Source organism: Pilosibacter sp. YYHA0881, assembly GCF_051602715.1.
GTDB classification, from domain to species: domain Bacteria; phylum Bacillota; class Clostridia; order Lachnospirales; family Lachnospiraceae; genus Alitiscatomonas; species Alitiscatomonas aceti.
In genome coordinates, this window is sequence record NZ_CP175657.1 from 679465 (window position 1) to 698010 (window position 18546).

Annotated in this window: 15 protein-coding genes; 1 reads left to right on the plus strand and 14 read right to left on the minus strand. The window is 54.7% G+C overall.

From position 1 onward, the window contains the following. Nucleotides 1–130: 130 nt before the first annotated feature. The 9 genes from alaS to ACI6NM_RS03345 all read right to left on the minus strand — a co-directional run bounded on the left by alaS (nt 131) and on the right by ACI6NM_RS03345 (nt 12243). Entirely contained in the window at nt 131–2770 is a 2640-nt protein-coding gene (gene alaS, locus ACI6NM_RS03305; protein WP_022273975.1) for an alanine--tRNA ligase, read from the minus strand. Between the two features lie 288 nt (nt 2771–3058). After that, a complete protein-coding gene (locus ACI6NM_RS03310) occupies nt 3059–3937 on the minus strand; it encodes a lysozyme inhibitor LprI family protein (protein WP_262426842.1) in 879 nt (292 codons plus the stop codon). A gap of 162 nt (nt 3938–4099) precedes the next feature. Further along, nucleotides 4100–4579, minus strand: coding sequence for a ribonuclease HI (gene rnhA, locus ACI6NM_RS03315; protein WP_158360233.1), 480 nt, complete (start codon nt 4577–4579; stop codon nt 4100–4102). 27 nt (nt 4580–4606) lie between these two features. Beyond that, complete coding sequence (locus tag ACI6NM_RS03320; RefSeq protein WP_262426843.1) at nt 4607–6208, minus strand: MBL fold metallo-hydrolase RNA specificity domain-containing protein; 1602 nt, start codon at nt 6206–6208, stop codon at nt 4607–4609. Nucleotides 6209–6280: 72 nt separating this feature from the next. After that, on the minus strand, nt 6281–7753 hold the full coding sequence (gene spoIVA, locus ACI6NM_RS03325) for a stage IV sporulation protein A (RefSeq protein ID WP_022273970.1): 1473 nt from the start codon (nt 7751–7753) through the stop codon (nt 6281–6283). A gap of 68 nt (nt 7754–7821) precedes the next feature. Continuing rightward, the gene (locus ACI6NM_RS03330) at nt 7822–8832 is read right to left on the minus strand and encodes an NAD(P)H-dependent glycerol-3-phosphate dehydrogenase (protein WP_158360236.1); all 1011 of its coding nucleotides are present in this window, start codon (nt 8830–8832) and stop codon (nt 7822–7824) included. Between the two features lie 17 nt (nt 8833–8849). Further along, nucleotides 8850–9485: a glycerol-3-phosphate 1-O-acyltransferase PlsY gene (plsY, locus tag ACI6NM_RS03335; protein ID WP_022273968.1), complete on the minus strand. Its 636-nt coding sequence runs from the start codon at nt 9483–9485 to the stop codon at nt 8850–8852. A gap of 3 nt (nt 9486–9488) precedes the next feature. After that, the gene (gene der, locus ACI6NM_RS03340; protein WP_022273967.1) at nt 9489–10814 is read right to left on the minus strand and encodes a ribosome biogenesis GTPase Der; all 1326 of its coding nucleotides are present in this window, start codon (nt 10812–10814) and stop codon (nt 9489–9491) included. 28 nt (nt 10815–10842) lie between these two features. After that, entirely contained in the window at nt 10843–12243 is a 1401-nt protein-coding gene (locus ACI6NM_RS03345) for a DUF512 domain-containing protein (protein ID WP_215655339.1), read from the minus strand. 211 nt (nt 12244–12454) lie between these two features. On the opposite strand from ACI6NM_RS03345, the gene ACI6NM_RS03350 reads away from it, so the two are divergent. Then, nucleotides 12455–13648, plus strand: coding sequence for a ribose-phosphate pyrophosphokinase (locus tag ACI6NM_RS03350; protein ID WP_022273965.1), 1194 nt, complete (start codon nt 12455–12457; stop codon nt 13646–13648). A 78-nt stretch (nt 13649–13726) separates the two neighbouring features. On the opposite strand, the gene ACI6NM_RS03355 is transcribed toward ACI6NM_RS03350, so the two are convergent. The 5 genes from ACI6NM_RS03355 to ACI6NM_RS03375 all read right to left on the minus strand — a co-directional run bounded on the left by ACI6NM_RS03355 (nt 13727) and on the right by ACI6NM_RS03375 (nt 18534). Next, the gene (locus ACI6NM_RS03355; protein WP_022273964.1) at nt 13727–14014 is read right to left on the minus strand and encodes a DUF6506 family protein; all 288 of its coding nucleotides are present in this window, start codon (nt 14012–14014) and stop codon (nt 13727–13729) included. A gap of 13 nt (nt 14015–14027) precedes the next feature. Continuing rightward, nucleotides 14028–14993, minus strand: a complete 966-nt coding sequence (locus ACI6NM_RS03360; RefSeq protein WP_262426844.1) for an ABC transporter ATP-binding protein — start codon at nt 14991–14993, stop codon at nt 14028–14030. Between the two features lies 1 nt (nt 14994). Next, a complete protein-coding gene (locus tag ACI6NM_RS03365) occupies nt 14995–16659 on the minus strand; it encodes an ABC transporter permease (RefSeq protein WP_262426845.1) in 1665 nt (554 codons plus the stop codon). 74 nt (nt 16660–16733) lie between these two features. Next, on the minus strand, nt 16734–17861 hold the full coding sequence (locus tag ACI6NM_RS03370; RefSeq protein WP_022273961.1) for an ABC transporter substrate-binding protein: 1128 nt from the start codon (nt 17859–17861) through the stop codon (nt 16734–16736). A gap of 43 nt (nt 17862–17904) precedes the next feature. Then, on the minus strand, nt 17905–18534 hold the full coding sequence (locus ACI6NM_RS03375) for a PHP-associated domain-containing protein (RefSeq protein ID WP_022273960.1): 630 nt from the start codon (nt 18532–18534) through the stop codon (nt 17905–17907). Nucleotides 18535–18546: the final 12 nt, after the last annotated feature.

Consider the following 18546-nt stretch of genomic DNA (forward strand, 5'->3'; position numbering starts at 1 on the left):
TGTGTAATTGTGCATAATACAACTGTTTGGGTATTTTTTAGCACTGGTATGATTATATCATAAATTACACATTCGTCAATAGATTTTTTTGGAATTATGAAAAATTTGTAAAAAACTGGCTGATGCCGGGTTATCTTACCTGGGATTCCACCGTTTCGGCCACCTTTGCCAGGGCCTCGTCCACGCCTGCGGGGTTCTTACCGCCGGCCTGGGCCATATTGGGACGGCCGCCGCCGCCTCCGCCCACCAGACCAGCAATGGCCTTGATGAGGTTTCCGGCATGGGCTCCCGCCTTCTGGGCTCCGTCTGTGGCTGTGGCCATCAGGTTCACCTTGCCGTCCAGGACGGAAGCGATGACGATGACGCCCTCGCCCAGCTTTTCTTTTAACTGGTCACCCAGGTTCCTTAAGCCGTTCATATCAACGCCGTCGGCGCGGACAGCCAGGACCTTCACGCCCTTTACTTCCTGCACCTGGTCCATCACGTCGCCCATGGCCTCCTTGGCAAGCTTGCTCTTAAGCTTCTCATTTTCCGAATGGAGGGCCTTGATCTCCTCTAACATAGCCTCGATCTTTGCAGTCAGGGCACCCGGAGTCGTTTTGGCTGCTGCTGCCGCCTCATGGAGCTCCTTTTCTGTTTCGGCATAATGGGCCATGAGTCCGTCGGAGGTCAGCGCCTCGATCCTTCTTACTCCGGCTGCGATCCCTGCCTCGGACAGGATCTTAAAGGAGCTGATGGAGGAGGTGTTGGCCACATGGGTCCCGCCGCAGAGCTCTGTGGAGAAATCGCCCATCCTTACTACGCGGACCGTCTCTCCGTACTTCTCGCCGAACAGGGCCATGGCGCCTGTCTTTTTCGCATCCTCCAGGCTCATTTCGTCAGTCACAACAGAAAGTCCCGCATGGATCTCTTTATTTACGATCTCCTCCACCTGTCTGATCTCCTCGGGAGTCATGGCGGAGAAATGGGTAAAGTCAAAGCGGAGACGGTCCCTGGTCACTAAAGAACCAGCCTGCTCCACATGATCCCCGAGAACGGTCCGGAGCGCCTTATGGAGTAAGTGGGTGGCACTGTGGTTTCTGGCCGTTAAGGCGCGGTTTTCCTCATCCACCTTTAAGGTCACGGTATCGCCGGTCTTGAACATTCCCTTTGTCATTACTCCCACGTGGCCTACCTTGCCGCCCTGGAGATGGATCGTGTCCTCCACGGTAAATTCGCCGTTTTCCGATACGATCACGCCGGTATCGGCCTGCTGGCCTCCCATAGTGCCGTAAAACGGGGTCTCCTCCACCAGGATGGTTCCCCTCTGGCCGTCCGTAAGGGCTTCCACGATCTCGTCCTCTGTGGTCAGCACTGTAATGGCTGAATCATGGACCAGATGGTCATATCCCACGAATTTTGTGGTGACTGCCGGGTCGATGGACTGGTAAACGGTCACATCTGCGCCCATATAGTTGGTGGTCTTTCTGGCCTTTCTGGCTTTTTCCTTCTGCTCCTTCATGCAGGCGGCAAAGCCCTCTTCATCCACCTGGAAGGACCTTTCCTCCAGGATCTCCTTTGTAAGATCCAGCGGGAAGCCGTAGGTATCATAAAGCTTGAAGGCGTCTGCGCCGGAAAGGGTATCCGAGCCGCTCTTTCTCATCTCCTCTTCCATATCGGAAAGGATGGCAAGGCCCTGGTCGATGGTCTTATTGAACTTGTCCTCTTCCTCTGTAAGGACCTTAAAGATCATCACCTTCTTCTCCTCCAGCTCCGGATATCCGTCTTTGGATAATGCGATCACTGTATCGGAGAGGTTGGCTAAGAACTTTCCTTCGATCCCCAGCTTTCTCCCATGGCGGGCAGCCCGGCGTAAAAGCCGGCGGAGCACATAGCCGCGGCCTTCGTTGGAGGGCATGATGCCGTCGGAGATCATAAAGGTACAGGATTTGATATGGTCGGTCACGATCCGCAGGGAAACGTCAGTTTCATAGTCCTTCTGGTATTCTTTTCCGGCCAGCTGGCATACCCGGTCTAAAAGCGCTTTGTTGGTGTCGATGGTGAACAGAGAATCCACATCCTGGACCACAACGGCCAGACGCTCTAAGCCCATGCCGGTGTCGATGTTCTTCTGGGCCAGCTCCGTATAATTTCCATGGCCGTCGTTCTCAAACTGGGAGAATACGTTGTTCCATACCTCGATATAGCGGTCGCATTCGCAGCCTACGGTACAATCCGGCTTTCCGCAGCCATACTTTTCTCCCCGGTCATAATAGATCTCGGAACAGGGGCCGCAGGGGCCTGCGCCATGCTCCCAGAAGTTATCCTCTCTTCCAAAGCGGAAGATCCTTTCTGCGGGGACACCGATCTCCTCGTTCCAGATCTTAAAGGCCTCTTCATCGTCCAGGTAGATGGACGGATAGAGCCGGTCGGGATCCAGTCCCACCACCTGGGTCAGGAACTCCCAGGACCAGTGGAGGGATTCGGTCTTAAAATAATCTCCAAAGGAAAAGTTTCCCAGCATCTCAAAGAAGGTGCCGTGGCGGGCGGTCTTTCCGATATTCTCGATATCGCCTGTACGGATACACTTCTGGCAGGTACATACCCTGCGCCTGGGCGGGATCTCCTGGCCGGTAAAATAGGGCTTTAAGGGAGCCATACCGGCATTTATAAGAAGTAAGCTGTTATCATTATGCGGAACGAGGGAGAAGCTCTTCATTGCCAGATGGTCCTTGCTCTCGAAAAATTCAAGGAACATTCTCCTCAGTTCATTCACACCATATTTCTGCATGGTCTTTTGCCTCCTGGTTACTGTTTATTTCTTCTGTCTCTGAATTTTTTTCCGCAGACAACGCCAAAGAAAGCGGCGGCCCCAAGGATCAGGAACTTTCCTGCGGTTTCTATAAAAGCAGCGAATAATGCGGTCATAGACTCCTCCTTTTCCGGCTGTCTTTCAGATTCAGACGCCTGTGCTTTGATAAATGGCACATTGATATACGATATATCATAATCTTAAATCCCCAGATATGCAAGAAGAAAATTTAAATTATAAAAACCGGGGCCATGATCTCCCCGGTTTTTATTCTGAAGCCGCCCCGTCCGGCATCCGCTCCAGGATCTCTTCATATTCTTCCATCAGTTCGTAGCACCGGACCCGCGTTTCCTCCGCCATGGCCCTTCTGGACTCCAGGGTCTGGTTCTGGGGGACTGGGGAGGCTTCCGCAGCCCTGGCGGCCGCCTGGTCCCTTTCCTTCATCCATTCCAGCTCTGCAATACGCAGCGTCTCCGCTTCTTTTTCAGTCATACGGGCCCGGATGGAGCCGTATACCAGGTTCAGCTCCTGGTCCCACAGGGTCCAGAGCTGCTCTGCCGCCGCATAGGCGGAAATGGCGTTTTCGTCCTTAACGCTGCCCTGGTACTGCCAGGACAGCTCCCTGGCCTTCTCCAGGCGGGCGTCCAGCTCATCCTTTGTAAATACGGTCTTTGCCTCCATGGCTTCCTGGCCGGAAGCCTCCACTGCCTCCGCAGGCACCGCCGGATCCAGAGGAGATTTTACCGTTTCCTCCACAGCCGCATCCGCTTCTGCGGCCGCCTGGATCCCGGCTTCAGCCGCCTCCTCCTGTTCCGCCTCTTCAACGGCTGTCTCCGGGGATCCCAGAGCCGCACGGGCTCCCGGAGCCAGATTCCCCGGTTCCTTCCCTCCGGCTGCCTGGGGGGCTTTTCCCCCCTTTCCCCGGACGCCTGCATCTGCCTGGTCCATCAGAGCCTTTAGGGAAGCTTCCGGTACGGATGCTTCCCTGGGCACAGATATCTGTGCCCCGCGGGCCTCGGTTTCCGTCACGGCCGCCATGGCGGCCTCTGTGCTCTCCCTCACAAAGCTGCTGGTGACGCTGGTGGTAAAGATCCCGGCGGCCAGGATGCACAGGACTGTGAGCCACATTCCATTCCGTCTGTTCATATATCAAACTCCATTCGGTATGACCTTCGATCTCTGGTCTGCTTTATGAAATAAAGATAACACAAACGGAACCACTTGTGAACACAAATCGCAAATTAGTAATATTTTGTAAGATTATCGTAACTTTTTCCACAGATCCGGCATCACAGCCGGTCGTTCAGACTAAGCTTCCAGCCCCGTATCCGTCAGGAGACCGCTTCCGTCGGCCGCCGCAGTGGCCAGCCGGTCGCATCTTTCATTCTCCGGATGGCCGTCGTGGCCCTTGACCCAGAAAAAAGTGACCACATGGGGCTCCATGGCCTTTAAAAGCCTCTTCCATAGGTCCGAATTCTTCACCGGTCCGCTTTTGGGCCGGTTCCAGCCATGCTTCACCCAGCCGTCGATCCACTTCTGGTTGAAAGCGTCCACCAGATACCGGGAATCGGAATAAAGCTCCACCTCACAGGGCCGGTTTAATGCCTCCAGCCCTGCAATGGCTGCCATCAGCTCCATCCGGTTATTGGTGGTCTTCACATATCCGGCGGACAGCTCTTTTTCATGGAGCGTGCCCTCCTTGTCCACAAACTGGAGGACAGCTCCGTAGCCGCCCGGCCCGTCGGGGTTTCCGCGGGCCGCGCCATCTGTGTATAACGTTACTTTCATGAATGATCCTTTCCTTCCGCCAGCCCTTTACAGATCCCACTTATCGCAGAGGGCATTGACGTCTGCTGTAAATTTCTTTATGTCTTTATTGGCACATTCCCGGTTCTTCCGGATCACCCGCATCAGGCGCTCGCCTGCGGCCACAAGAAGCTCAAAGATGGTCCGGTTCTCCTTCTGCCGTTCTGTCTCCCTGCGGAGGGGAACGCCCACAGTCTGTTTAAGCCATGCTCCTGCGGCCAGGTCGTAAACAGAGCCGGAAAACGGGGCCGCAGTCTCAAACCCATAGTCTGTGTGGAGAAGGCCGGCAAAGCTGGTGCACACATCGTCGTCGCCGTGGACCAGGAATACCTGGGACGGCTTTTCCTTAAAGGCCGATACCCATGTGATCAGTCCGTTCATATCTGCATGGCCGGAAATTCCGTCCAGCTTTTCGATATGAGCCTCCACATCGATGGTCTCGCCGAACAGCTTCACCACCTGGGTTCCCTCCAGAAGACTCCGCCCCAGGGTCCCCACAGCCTGGTAGCCGGCAAAGAGGATGGTACATTCGGGCCGCCACAGGTTATGCTTTAAGTGGTGGCGGATACGGCCGGCATCGCACATGCCCGCCGCGGAGATGATCACCTTGGGCGTCATATCAAAGTTGATGTTTTTGGAATCCTCGCTGGTGATGGAAAGCTTAAGACCTGGGAAGCCGATGGGGTTGATCCCCCGGTTCACCAGATCCATGGCCTCTTCATCGTAGCATTCCATGATGTTTTTTGTAAACACCTGGGTGGCCTCCACTGCCAGCGGACTGTCCACATAGACCTCAAAATCATCATGGCCCTTTATGAGCTTTTCTTCCTTGATCTTTCTCATGAAATACAGGATCTCCTGGGTACGGCCCACGGCAAAGGCCGGGATCACCAGGTTGCCGCCCCGGTCCAGGGTCTCCTGGAGGATCTGGGCCAGCTCTTCGATGTGCTCATGGGTCCGGTCATGGGTCCGGTCGCCGTAGGTACACTCCATGACCACATAATCCGCTTCGTCAATATAGCTGGGGTTTTTGATCAGCGGCTTATTCTTGTTTCCGATGTCGCCGGAGAACACGATCTTCTTCTCCACCCCCTCTTCCTCCATCCATACCTCGATGGAGGCAGACCCCAGAAGGTGGCCCACATCGGTGAAGCGGATCCTGAGGCCGTCGGTGAGGGTCAGCACATCTTTGTAATGGCAGGGGACAAAATGGGTCAGAACGCCTTGGGCGTCGTTTATGGTGTAGAGAGGCTCCACCTCCGGCTTACCGGCACGCCTGGCCTTCCGGTTCTTCCATTCCGCCTCCATTTCCTGGATATGGGCGCTGTCCTTTAACATAATGTTGCACAGATCGCAGGTGGCCTGGGTGGCAAAGATCTGTCCCCGGAAGCCCTCTGCATAGAGCAGCGGCAGAAGTCCCGTATGATCGATGTGGGCGTGGGTGATCAGGATATAATCCACATCCGGGATCGCAAACGGAAGTTCTGCATTTTCATAAACATTTCCCCCCTGCTCCATTCCATAATCGACCAGGATCTTTTTTCCACATGCCTCCAGGCAGTGGCAGCTCCCCGTCACTTCGTGGTTGGCGCCAATGAATGTCAATTTCATAGAACCCCTCCTGTCGTTTGTATGGTACCGGTCAATGACCGCTTTTAAATAGTTACATAATTATATCACTTTTCAGATAATAATGCAAATCATTCCTCCATTGCTGTCATTGATTATTTTCTGAAGGGTATCCTGGAGCTTTGCCTGGCAGTCCTCAGTCATCTGGGAGATCTTGGCCTCCATGCCGTCCTCCACGATCTGCTCCACGGATTTCCCGAATATGCTGGTCTCCCATACCCCGTCCTCCTTCTGGGCGCTTTTCTTTATGTAGGCGATCAGATCCCTGGCCTGCTCCTCGCTCCCTACAATGGGAGCGATCTCCGTCTCAATGTGGGCCTTGATCAGATTGATGGACGGGGCCTGGGCATGGATCTTGATGCCGTATTTATTGCCATGGCGGATCAGCTCCGGTTCCTCTAAGACGATCTCCGATCTATGGGGCATGACGATGCCGTAGCCCCTGGCCCGCACCTGGCTTAAGGCGTTTTTTACCTTCTCATATTCGCTCTCCATGGACGAAAGCCTGGCCATGGTATGGAACAGCTCATATTCATCCCGGACAGGGACTCCGGAAAATTCGCTGATGACCTTAAAATAACATGATTCCTCTGTTTTCACCTGGATCTCCACGGTTCCGTCGGCCATCTCCATCCGGCTGACCGTCATTTCCCGGATCCCCTCTCCCGCCGGAGCCAGGTTTTCTCCTCCCACATCCTTCATCTGGTCTGCCTTCTTTAAGATCTCCCTGGCGCTTTCAATGGCCGCGGCCTTTAAGGGATGGTCCTCTGGAAGGATCTCCATCCACCTGGGGATATGGAAGCGGAGCTCCGTCACAGGAAACTCTTTTAAGACTGTGGCCAGGATAGCCTCCACATCCTCCCGCTTCAGCTGCTCACAGTTCATAGGAAGGACTGTGACCCCATGGTCCTTTTCCAGTCTTTCCGCCAGTTCTCTTGTCTCCTCCGCATAGGGCCTGGCAGAGTTTAACAGCATCACAAAGGGCTTCCCGATCTCCTTTAACTCCCGGACCGTCTCGTTTTCCGCCTCCAGATAATCATTCCGCTTCAGCTCTCCGAAGGAGCCGTCGGCCGTCACTGCGATCCCGATGGTGGAGTGGTCCCGGATCACCTTCCTGGTCCCGATCTCCGCAGCCTGGGTAAAGGGGATCTCATGGTCATACCAGGGTGTTTTCACCAGCCGCTCCTCTCCGTTCTCCTCATGTCCGGCCGCACCCTCCACCATAAAGCCCACGCAGTCCACCAGCCGCACCCGGGCCGTGATCCCGTCCTCCAGGGCGATCTCCGCCGCCTCCTTGGGAATAAATTTCGGCTCCGTGGTCATGATGGTCTTTCCAGCGGCGCTCTGGGGCAGTTCATCCCGGGCAATGGCCTTCAGATGGCCCTCCGGCAGCTTCGGAAGCACCATCAGCTCCATAAACCGTTTGATGAACGTGGATTTTCCCGTGCGGACAGGTCCGGCCACGCCGATGTAGATCTCTCCGCCCGTCCGGGCTTCAATGTCTTTGTATACCTGAAAATTGTCCATGAAAATACCCCCTTTTTATACTACCAGAGTATATGCAAAGGGGGTTTTTCACAGAACTGGAAAAAAGCCTATTCCTCCCAGGGAAGGGAGGTATTCTCGATGCGTCTGTCCCGCATCATCAGATCGGTCACCGCGTCTTTCGCGGGTTTTCCTTCAAACAGCACCTGGTTCACCGCTTCCACAATGGGCATGGGAACGCTGTATTTTTTTGAGAGGGCCAGGGCTGCTCTGGCTGAATATACGCCCTCCACCACCATCTGGACCTCCTTCATGGCCTCCTCCATGGTATAGCCTTTACCAATGAGGATCCCGGCCCGGCGGTTCCGGCTGTGCATACTGGCGCAGGTCACGATCAGGTCTCCGATGCCTGTAAGCCCGGCAAAGGTCTGGAAGCTGCCTCCCATGGCCATCCCCAGACGGCTGATCTCTGCAATGCCGCGGGTGATCAGGGCAGCTTTTGTATTATCCCCGTACCCCAGGCCGTCGGCAGCTCCCGCCGCCAGGGCCACCACATTCTTTAAGGCAGCCCCCACCTCGATGCCAAGGACGTCCGGGCTTGTGTACACCCGGAATACAGGGCTCATAAAGGCGGACTGGACAGCCTCCGCGATCCTTTTCTTCCTGGAGCCTGCCACACAGGTGGTGGGAAGGCCGCGGCTCACCTCCTCCGCGTGGCTGGGGCCCGAAAGGACCGCCGGCTCACACTGGGGGATCTCCTCCTGGATGATCTCCGTCATGGTCTTTAAGGTATCCTCTTCAATTCCCTTGGCCACATCCACGATGATCTGGCCCTGGGGGCAGAATTCCTTCATCCGCCGCGCCGTGGACCGTACAAACACCGACGGGACCGAAAGGACCAGCATATCCTTTTCCTTCATGGCCTCCTCCAGATCCGCCGTATAGCGGATGGAATCCGGAAGCGTCACCTCCGGAAGGTTTTTATGCTTGTGGGTGGAGCGCATCTCCTCGATCTCCTGCGGGATCGCAGACCATAAGTCCACCTGATGACCGTTATTATTTAAAAGCACTGCAATGGCGGTTCCCCATGTACCGGAACCGATCACACCGATCTTTCCCATAAGTAGTTCCCCTCCTGTTATTTTTCCTTATTTCCCCACAATTTATTTTCTGTGCCCTTCAGAAGCCTCCTTATATTGGCTCTGTGGCGCCAGATGGCCATGACCATAAGGACTCCGGCCACCGCAAAGAATTCCATCCGGTCTCCCTCTGCCACTGCATAGTCCCCCCGCAGGCCGAAGAACACCATCTGGATAAAGAAAGCAGTCACCACCAGGATCGAGCCCAGGGACACGTATCTGGTGAGGATCACCGCCCCCAGGAAAAGAGAGGCGCACACCAGGGTCACCCGCCAGTCCATGGACACCAGGATCCCGGCCATGGAGGCGATCCCTTTTCCGCCTTTAAAATGCAGATAGAAGGGGAAATTGTGGCCAAGGACCACCCCCAGGCCCGCATAAAGGACGTACAGGTCCACGCTGGGGTCTCCCTTCATCACCAGCCGCACCAGCAGGCAGGCAAAGACCGTCTTCAGGAAGTCTCCCATAAATACCAGGAGGCCCGCCTTTTTCCCCATGACCCGCAGCGCATTGGTGGTGCCGGAATTGCCGCTGCCATACTGTCTGATATCGATATGGTGCATTTTTCCATAGAGATATCCGGTCTGAAACAGGCCGAACACATACCCCGTCAGAAGACATAAGATCCTTTCCATGGTCTACTCCTTTTCCTTCCGTTCCCGGATGATGAATTTTAAGGATGTGCCCCGGAAGCCAAAGGCCTCCCTTATCTTGTTTTCCAGATATCTGGTGTAAGAGAAGTGCATCAGTTCCTTGTCGTTGACAAATACCACAAAGGTGGGCGGCTTTACAGATACCTGGGTCACATAATAGATCTTTAACCGTTTTCCCTTGTCCGACGGGGGCTGCTGCATGGCCACAGCCTCGGTGACGATCTCATTTAAGACGCCGGTGGCCACCCGCAGGGTCTGGTTCTCCCGGACCATGTCGATCAGGTCAAAGAGCTTCTGCATCCGCTGCCCCGTGAGAGCTGATACGAACACATACTCTGCATACGGCATATAGGCCAGGGTCTCCTTGAGCTTATTGGTATACTCGTAGATGGTCTTGTCTGTTTTTTCGATGGCGTCCCACTTATTGACCACCACGATGATGCCCTTCCCCCGGTCATGGGCGATACCTGCGATCTTGGCGTCCTGCTCTGTAACGCCCTGGGTGGCATCGATGACCATTAACACCACGTCGGCCCGGTCCACAGCCGTTACCGTGCGGATGATGCTGTACCGCTCGATATCCTCTTTTACCTTGCTCTTTCTTCTGAGACCTGCCGTATCGATGAATACGTATTCGGTGCCGTTATGGATCACCTCCGTGTCCACAGCATCCCTGGTGGTGCCTGCAATATCAGAAACGATCACCCGGTTTTCGCCCAGCATCTTATTGATGATGGAGGACTTGCCCACATTGGGCTTGCCTACGATGGCTACTCTGGGACGGTCGTCCTCTTCGTCGTCGTACTGGTCTGGAGTAAAATGCTTTGCCACCTCGTCCAGAAGCTCTCCCAGGCCCAGCCGGGAGGCTGCGGATACGGGGACGGGATCCCCGATGCCCAGGTTATAGAATTCATATACGTCGTTTCCGAACTTTTCAAAGCTGTCCACCTTATTGACCGCCAGCACCACAGGCTTTCTGGATTTTCTCAGCATGTCCGCCACCTTGGAATCGGAATCCACCAGGCCCTGGCGCACGTCCACGATGAAAATGATCACATCGGCCGTATCAATGGCGATCTGGGCCTGCTCCCGCATCTGGGCAAGGATGATGTCGCTGGAATCCGGCTCGATGCCGCCGGTGTCGATCAGCGTAAAGGAGTGGCTCAGCCAGGTGCAGTCTGCGTAGATCCTGTCCCTGGTCACTCCCGGGGTATCTTTTACAATGGAAATGGCACTGCCGGCCAGCACATTGAACAGCGTGGATTTTCCCACGTTGGGGCGGCCAACAATGGCTACGATTGGTTTGCTCATATTGATCTCCTTTTTATGGATGGTTTTTCTACGAAAGGACCTCTCCCTCTTCGGAAAGGTTCAGGTCCTTCATGGACGGCTCGTACATGCCGTGCTCCGTGGTCTGCTCCTCGGCAGCCTCCCGGTCCAGGATGGCTGAGAGCAGATCATATCCGCCTGATTTTACTATATTTATAGGGATCTGTAAAGCGGCTTCCGCCTGGGTCCTGGTCATATCGTCCAGGAATACCTCCTCTCCGCTTTTAAACATCACCGATGGAAGCAGCAGGCGGCTCCCCAGGGGCTTTCCCTTAAGCTGGGCCACCAGATCCTGGCCGGTGATAAGGCCTGCCACGGTGATCATCTCTCCAAAAAAGTCATTGCGGATCGGATAAAGATGGATCTTTCTTCCCGGGTATACCTCCGCCATCCGGTCCAGCAGACGCTTCAGATAGGGATACGGCAGGAAGCCCGTGGCCATGGAAAGCTCCTCCGTCTTCCCATCGTCCTCTTTTTCTCCCAGGGCATCCATGAACTCCTCATACAGGAGCCGGATCATCCCCACGCCGTTTTCCAGCTGGATATAGCCGTCATAGCGGCTTTCCTCCGGAAGCTCCCTTTCTGCTAAAATATACCACTCGTCGCTGGCATGGATAAAGTGGAGCTTATGTTTTTCATACAGCTTTTTCTGCCACTCCTCGATCAGATCGATGACCTGGCAGGCATCCTCCTTCGTAAAGGGCTCCAGCGGATACAGGCCGTCCCGGAATTTAGAAAGTCCCACGGGGACCACCGACACGCTCTGCATATGGGGCGCATAAGCGGCCAGCCGCTCGATGGTGTACCGCAGCTCCTCCCCGTCGTTGACCCCCTTACAGAGAACGATCTGGCCGTTCATCTCCGTCCCGGCCTCATAAAGGCGGTCGATCTTTTTTAATGCCTCTCCGGCAAAACGGTTATTGAGCATCCTGCATCTGAGCTCCGGGTTCATGGTCTGGACCGAGATGTTTATAGGGGACAGGTGGAACCGGATGATCCGGTCAATGTCCCTGTCGCTCATGTTGGTCAGTGTGATATAGTTTCCCTGGAGAAAGGAGAGCCTGGAATCGTCATCTTTAAAATAAAGGGTCTCCCGCATTCCCGGCGGCATCTGGTCGATGAAGCAGAAGATGCATTTATTCCGGCAGGAGCGGTATTCGCTCATAAGGCCGTTTTCAAAGGTAAGGCCCAGATCCTCTCCGCCGCTTTCGATCTCCAGCTCCCATTCCTCGCCGTTTTTTTTCTGTATGGTCATGACGAAGCTTTCGCTGTCCGTCATATAGTCATAGTCAAAGATATCCTCGATCTCTTCCCCGTCTATGGTAAGCAGCACGTCTCCCGGCTCCAGCTCCAGCTCTTCGCCGATGGAGCCCGGGGCCACCGCCGTTATTTTATGTCCTCTGTTTTTCAATTTCAATCCCCTTCCGGCAGTATCCTCAGCCGGTATCTGCCTTCTCCATCATACCAATCTTCCGCAGATTTGTAAAGAAATGATGTTCTTTTTTCTAAAATAGGCCGGCGGCTATTGACGAAAATCATCGAATAATGGTATAAATGATATGAGTGAAAGAATGTCCCATTCCTGGGACAGGAAAAATGGTAAAAGCGGAGGAATCTTTGACATGTCGAATCAGTACGTTTTCAATGACCGTCTTCCCATCGCGCCGTTAAAGATCGCGGCTCTGGAAAGCTGTCAGGACCTTGCGAAAAAGGTCAATGACCACATTGTAAACTTTCGTCGCAACGATACAGAGGAGTTAATGCGCAGACAGCAGGACCTTCAGTACCGTGGCTACGATGTGGACTCTTATCTCCTGGACTGCGCCTGCCCGCGCTTTGGCAGCGGCGAAGGCAAGGGTGTCGTCAGAGAGTCTGTGCGCGGTACAGATGTGTTTGCCATGGTGGATGTGACCAACCACTCCCTGACCTACAAAATGTCCGGTTATGTGAACCATATGTCTCCGGATGACCACTACCAGGATCTGAAGCGTATCATCGGCGCCTGTGCGTCCACTGCCCACAGGATCAACGTGATCATGCCGTTCCTTTACGAAAGCCGTCAGCATAAGCGTACCCACCGGGAATCCTTAGACTGTGCCATGGCCTTAGAGGAGCTGGTAAGTATGGGCGTTTCCAATATCATCACCTTCGACGCCCACGACCCGCGGGTGCAGAATGCCATCCCCCTGTCCGGCTTCGATAACTTCATGCCCACCTACCAGTTTGTAAAGGCCCTGTTCAAGCATGACCAGTCCTTAAAGATCGATAAGGACCATCTGATGGTCATCAGCCCCGACGAGGGAGCCATGAACCGTGCCGTATACCTGGCCAACAACCTGGGCGTGGATATGGGTATGTTCTATAAGAGACGTGACTACTCCAAGGTCATCAACGGCAGGAATCCCATTGTGGCCCACGAATTCCTGGGAAGCTCCGTGGAAGGAAAGACCGTGATCATCATCGACGACATGATCTCCTCCGGTGAAAGCATGCTGGATACCGCAAAAGAGTTAAAGGAAAGAAAGGCTGCCAAGGTAGCCGTATGCTGTACCTTCGGACTCTTCACCAGCGGCTTTGATAAATTCGATGAGTTCTATGAAAAGGGCTATATCGACAGCGTGGTGACCACCAACTTAAACTACCGGGCTCCGGAGCTGTTTGAGCGTGAATGGTATGTGGAGGCAGATATGAGCAAATATATCGCCGCCATCATCAACTCCTTAAACCACGACGTATCCATCAGCAGCGCCCTGTCACCCACAGACAAGATCCAGCAGCTCATTAAAAAATATAACGCCGGCGGTTTCAATCGTTAACCAGAAGCCAGTATATAAAACCGGTCCGTTTAGAAATAACGGGGATCCCGCGCGGGATCCCCGTTTTCTGTCCGGATCTTATTTTCCGGCAAACGCCTTCCGGTATACGTCATCCTGCTCTGGAAGGTGGGTCACATATCCCACCGGGATCCGGTTCCCGGTGGCTTCGATCACTGCCCGGGCGCCCTCTTCCCGGAATGCACCGCAGAGCTCGATGCAGTCGATCCCCTCTTCCTCCAGTCTTTTTGCAGTCCGGGCCGCGTCCTCAAGGTCCGAAACGCCAATGATCCGGGCCGTTCCATTGTGGATCACCGCCTGGTCCTCCCTGCTGTCAAATTTCCCCATGATCAGAAATGCAAATCTCATACTGGTCCCTCCTTTATAAATGGCAGTCTCTGGGCCCGTCTTTTCTGCTTCCCCAGCCGGCCCGTACCCGGTCGCCGACAGAGAAAAGACTTCCTTCCCGTCCAAAAAGATCTGCCTTGATCACATTGCTTCCATTTTCCAGTTCATAAAGTGTATGGGCTCCCATGAAGCTGGCCGACCGGACCGTATAATCGCCGGACGGGTCCATTTCCATCCACACGTCCTCTGGCCTTACGATCTGTACCCGGCCATTCTCCTCTATATAATTGGCCTTTCCCACAAAGGACGCCACATACCGGCTCACAGGAGAAAAATAGATCTCCCTGGGAGTCCCTGTCTGGACAGCCACGCCCTTTTCCATGACCACGATCTTATCAGAAAGACTCAGGGCCTCCTCCTGGTCATGGGTCACGAAGACCATGGTGATGCCCAGCTTTTTCTGGAGCTCCTTCAGCTCCTCTCTCAGCTGCACCCGGAGCCCTGCGTCCAGATTGGAAAGGGGCTCGTCCAGCAGAAGGATCTTTGGCCCTGTGGCCATGGCGCGGGCCAGGGCCACTCTCTGCTGCTGCCCGCCGGACAGCTCTCCGATCCTGGCCGTTTCATAGCCGGAAAGCCCCACAGTCTTTAACTCCTCCATTGCAATGGGAGCCGCCTCCTTCTTCTTCATCCCTCTGAAAAACCGGAGTCCGTAGCAGACGTTGTCCAGCACATTCAGATGAGGAAAAAGCGCATAGCTCTGGAAGACCGTGGACACGGGACGGCGCTCCGGCGGAAGGCCTGTGATGTCCTCCCCTTCCAGAAGGATATGGCCGGAATCCGGCTGGATAAAGCCGCCCAGAAGGTTCAGGGTCGTGGTCTTTCCGCAGCCGGAGGGACCTAACAGCGTCACAAATGACCCCTCTTCGATCTCCAGATCCAGGTTCTTCAAGCCTTTTTCTTCTTCATATATCTTTTTAAGCCCTTTTAGCTGTAAAAACATCTTATTTCCCTCCCCGTTCTCTTCGTTTTGTCAGACTCATAAAGGCCATGTTGATCCCCACCGTAACAAGGATGATCAGGACCGCCTGGACGGAGGCAACGCCGTACCGGCCGTTTTCAATGGACTGGAACAGCTCCGCACTGGCCACGTTTTTTCCCGGCGAGATCAGGAAAATAATGGCTCCCACTGACGTCATGCACGATGTGAAGATCGAAATAAAGCCAGTGGCAAAGGTGGTCTTAAGCAAAGGCAGGATGACCCCGAAAAGGACCTCCAGCCGGCTGGCCCCCAGATCCCTGGCCGCATCCTCGATCTTTCTGTCGATTCCAGAAAACATGGCGTTGGCCGACTTGTTGGTCAGCGAGATCTGGCGGAATACCAGGTTCAGGATGATGATGGCCGATGTGCCGCGGATGTACATGGGCGGATGACTGAAGGCCGCCACATATCCCAGGCCAAAGAACGTTCCCGGGATGATATAGGGAAGCAGGGCAAAAAATTCTGCCGTCCGCATTCCGGCGATCTTTCTCCGGTGTGTATAGTAGGACAGAAGGATCCCCAAAAATGCGGATACAGCGGCCGCCACAGCGGAGTACACCAGGCTGTGGCCAAAGGAGTTCCACTGGGACCTGGGAAGCTTTCCAAAGTAATCCAGGGTAAAGGTAAGGGAGCCGGAGGCCGTGTTGGAAAAGGCGGAAAGGAAAATATTTCCGTATTTCAGCGCCATCACCAGGAAAAACATCCCGGTCACGGTCCATGCGGCTCCAGCCACTGCTCCCGTCAATGTATAAGCCGGTTCCCCGTCCATGGCGTTCCGGTCCGTCCCCCCTGCGGACTCATTCTTTTTCAGGCTCTGGTAATAAAAATAAAAGGCCACGGCGGCCGCCGGAACCATCAGGATACTGATGGCGGAGGCCCGTCCCAGATTGGCTGTGGAGATCACCTGGGTGTACGCCTCTGTGGCCAGGACCTTAAAATTTCCTCCAATGACGATGGGCGTTCCAAAGTCTGCCAGGTTCATGGTAAACAGGGTGAACAGCACCGAAAGGATCCCTGGCCTTACCAACAGAAGGATCACAGAAAACAGTGTCTTTTCCGGTGAAGCGCCCAGATCCCTGGATGCCAGGACCAGCCTCTGGTCCATATGGTCAAAGGACGGAAGCAGCATCAGGGAAGCAAAGGAAATGCTTCCGATCATCTGGAGGATCACGATGCCGTGCCACCCATAAGGATTAACGCTGAGGCCCAGAAGCTGGTGGGTGATCAGCCCCCGCCTTCCAAAAAGGAAGATATATGCCAGCGCCGATACAAACGGCGGCGAGATCATGGTAAAAAGCAGGGATCTTCTCAAAAACCGCCGGATCCTTCCCGGGGCTGCGTAGGCGGCCAGGGCAATGAAGAACGCCGCCGCCGTGGTGAGGATGGAGGACAGCGAGGACACCCACAGACTGTTCCGGATCAGCTTAAGGCTCCGTCCGGACGCCAGTTCCCTGTAATATTCCAGGGTGAAATGGCCGTCCTTGAAAAAGCTGGTGGCCACCACCGAAACGATCGGATACAGGATGAACAGGGCGATCCCGGCCAGCACCAGGGTAAGGATCAGCCTGTCTCCCAGTTCTGCCCATGCATATCTGCCATGCCTTCTTTTTTCTGTACGTGGATTCATGATATTTCCTTTCCCGTCAGGTTTTCAATGGTGTGAAAAGGGCGGGTATTTCACCCGCCCGGTTTTATGCCTTATTATTTCGCATCCTTTTCACCGACCATGGCGGCCCATTTTTCCAGAAGCGCTTCTCTCTGGCTTCCGAATAACAGTACGTCCTGATCGATCAGCTTTTCTGTGTCCACCGTTCCGATGGCTTCCGGAATGGCTACGTCGCCGCGGGCCATGATCCTGGCATCTGCCTCACGGAGCGCCTCCTGTCCCTCTTTGGAAAGGAAGTAGTCGACGAACACCTTGGCTGCATCCTTGTTCTGGGAGTTTTTAAAGATGGCGATGGGAGCCGGTGTCCACGGGATCATATCCTCCGGATAGACCGCAGTGACCGGATACTCGGCTTCCATGGCAAAGGTACCGCCGGTCATTGCCAGAACTGCGATCCCGAACTCGCCTGCCGCACATTTGGGACCTGGCTCGCCGCCGCCCTGTGCGTAGAAGTCCACATTCTCGTTGATGCCCTTCCATACTTCCCAGCCTTTTTCCTCGCCGTAAGCCTGGATGGTGCCGTTTAAGATCGCATACTGAGTTCCGGAGATCGCCGGGGAAGCCATGATGATCTCCCCTTTATATTTGGGATCTGCCAGATCCTCCCAGGTCTTGGGAGCTTCCAGGTTCTTCTCTGCCAGAACATCGTTGTTTACCAGGAAACCAGCCGGAACCAGGGCAAGGCCTGTCCAGTAGCCGTCTGCATCGCTGTATGCCGGATTGATAGCCTCGGCCTCCGGAGAAACGTACTGCTCCAGATATCCTAAGTCTGTGGCAGAAATGTAGCTGTCAACGCCGCCGCCGAACCAGATATCTGCGGTGGTGTTCCCGTTCTCGGCCTGGAGCTGTGCCAGGGCTTTACCTGTGGAGATCTCCACATACTCGACCTTGATCCCGGTCTTTTCTGTGAATGCGTCAAACGCCGCCTCTGCGCCGCCATAGGCCAGCATCACGTTTAACGTGGTCCCCTCGTAGGGCTTTTCTGCCGCTTCTGTTTCAGCCTTTGTGGTCTCAGCCTCGCTGGAAGCCTCTGTCTCAGCCTTTGTGGTCTCAGCTGCCGTTGTTTCAGCCGCTGTTGTCTCAGCAGGCTTGCTCTGGCATCCAGTCAGAGATGCGCCCAGCACGGCTGCGGCAAGTCCAGCCGCCATCAGTTTCTTTTTCATAATACTGTCTCCTTTGTGCTTCTTTTTATATCAGCGCAGAACCCTAAAAGGTATCCACGATCCGATATCCTTTCCCTTCTTCATAGATAGCCGGCTTTAAACCGCCCTTATGAAGAGCCGCCACGAATTCCTCCAGGTCTTTCGGTTCCCCTGGGACCATGGTAGCGTATTTTCCCAGCTGGCTGGTCCAGTGGGCGTCGCTGGCTCCCACCATCTGCATATTCCTTGCCTTACAGATGGAAAGCGCCTTCCGGTTGGCCTCCATATCTGTACTGCCATTTAAGACCTCCACCCCGTGAAGGCCCTGGATCTCCCACAGGTGATCCTCAAAGCCGCGGTTATTATTCCGGAAGGGATGGCACGCCACACAAAAGCCGCCGGCCGCATTGACCTGGTCCACGAAATCCTGGGCCGGGATCCGCTTGTCCGGGAAGCGGTCGATGCCGAATGCAGTAATATCTCCCCAGAGAGAAAAATATTCCACTCCCACAAAGATCGGAAAACCGGTCTCCCTGGAATACCTCTCAGCCGTTTCCTTCAAACCCATGCTGTCATGGTCCGTGATGCAGACCGCATCCAGCCCCCGTTCCCTTGCAGTGGCAACGATCTCCTCCAGCGTCATCTTACTGTCACTGGAGCATGTGGATTCATGTAAGTGCATATCTACCAGCATCTGTATCTCTCC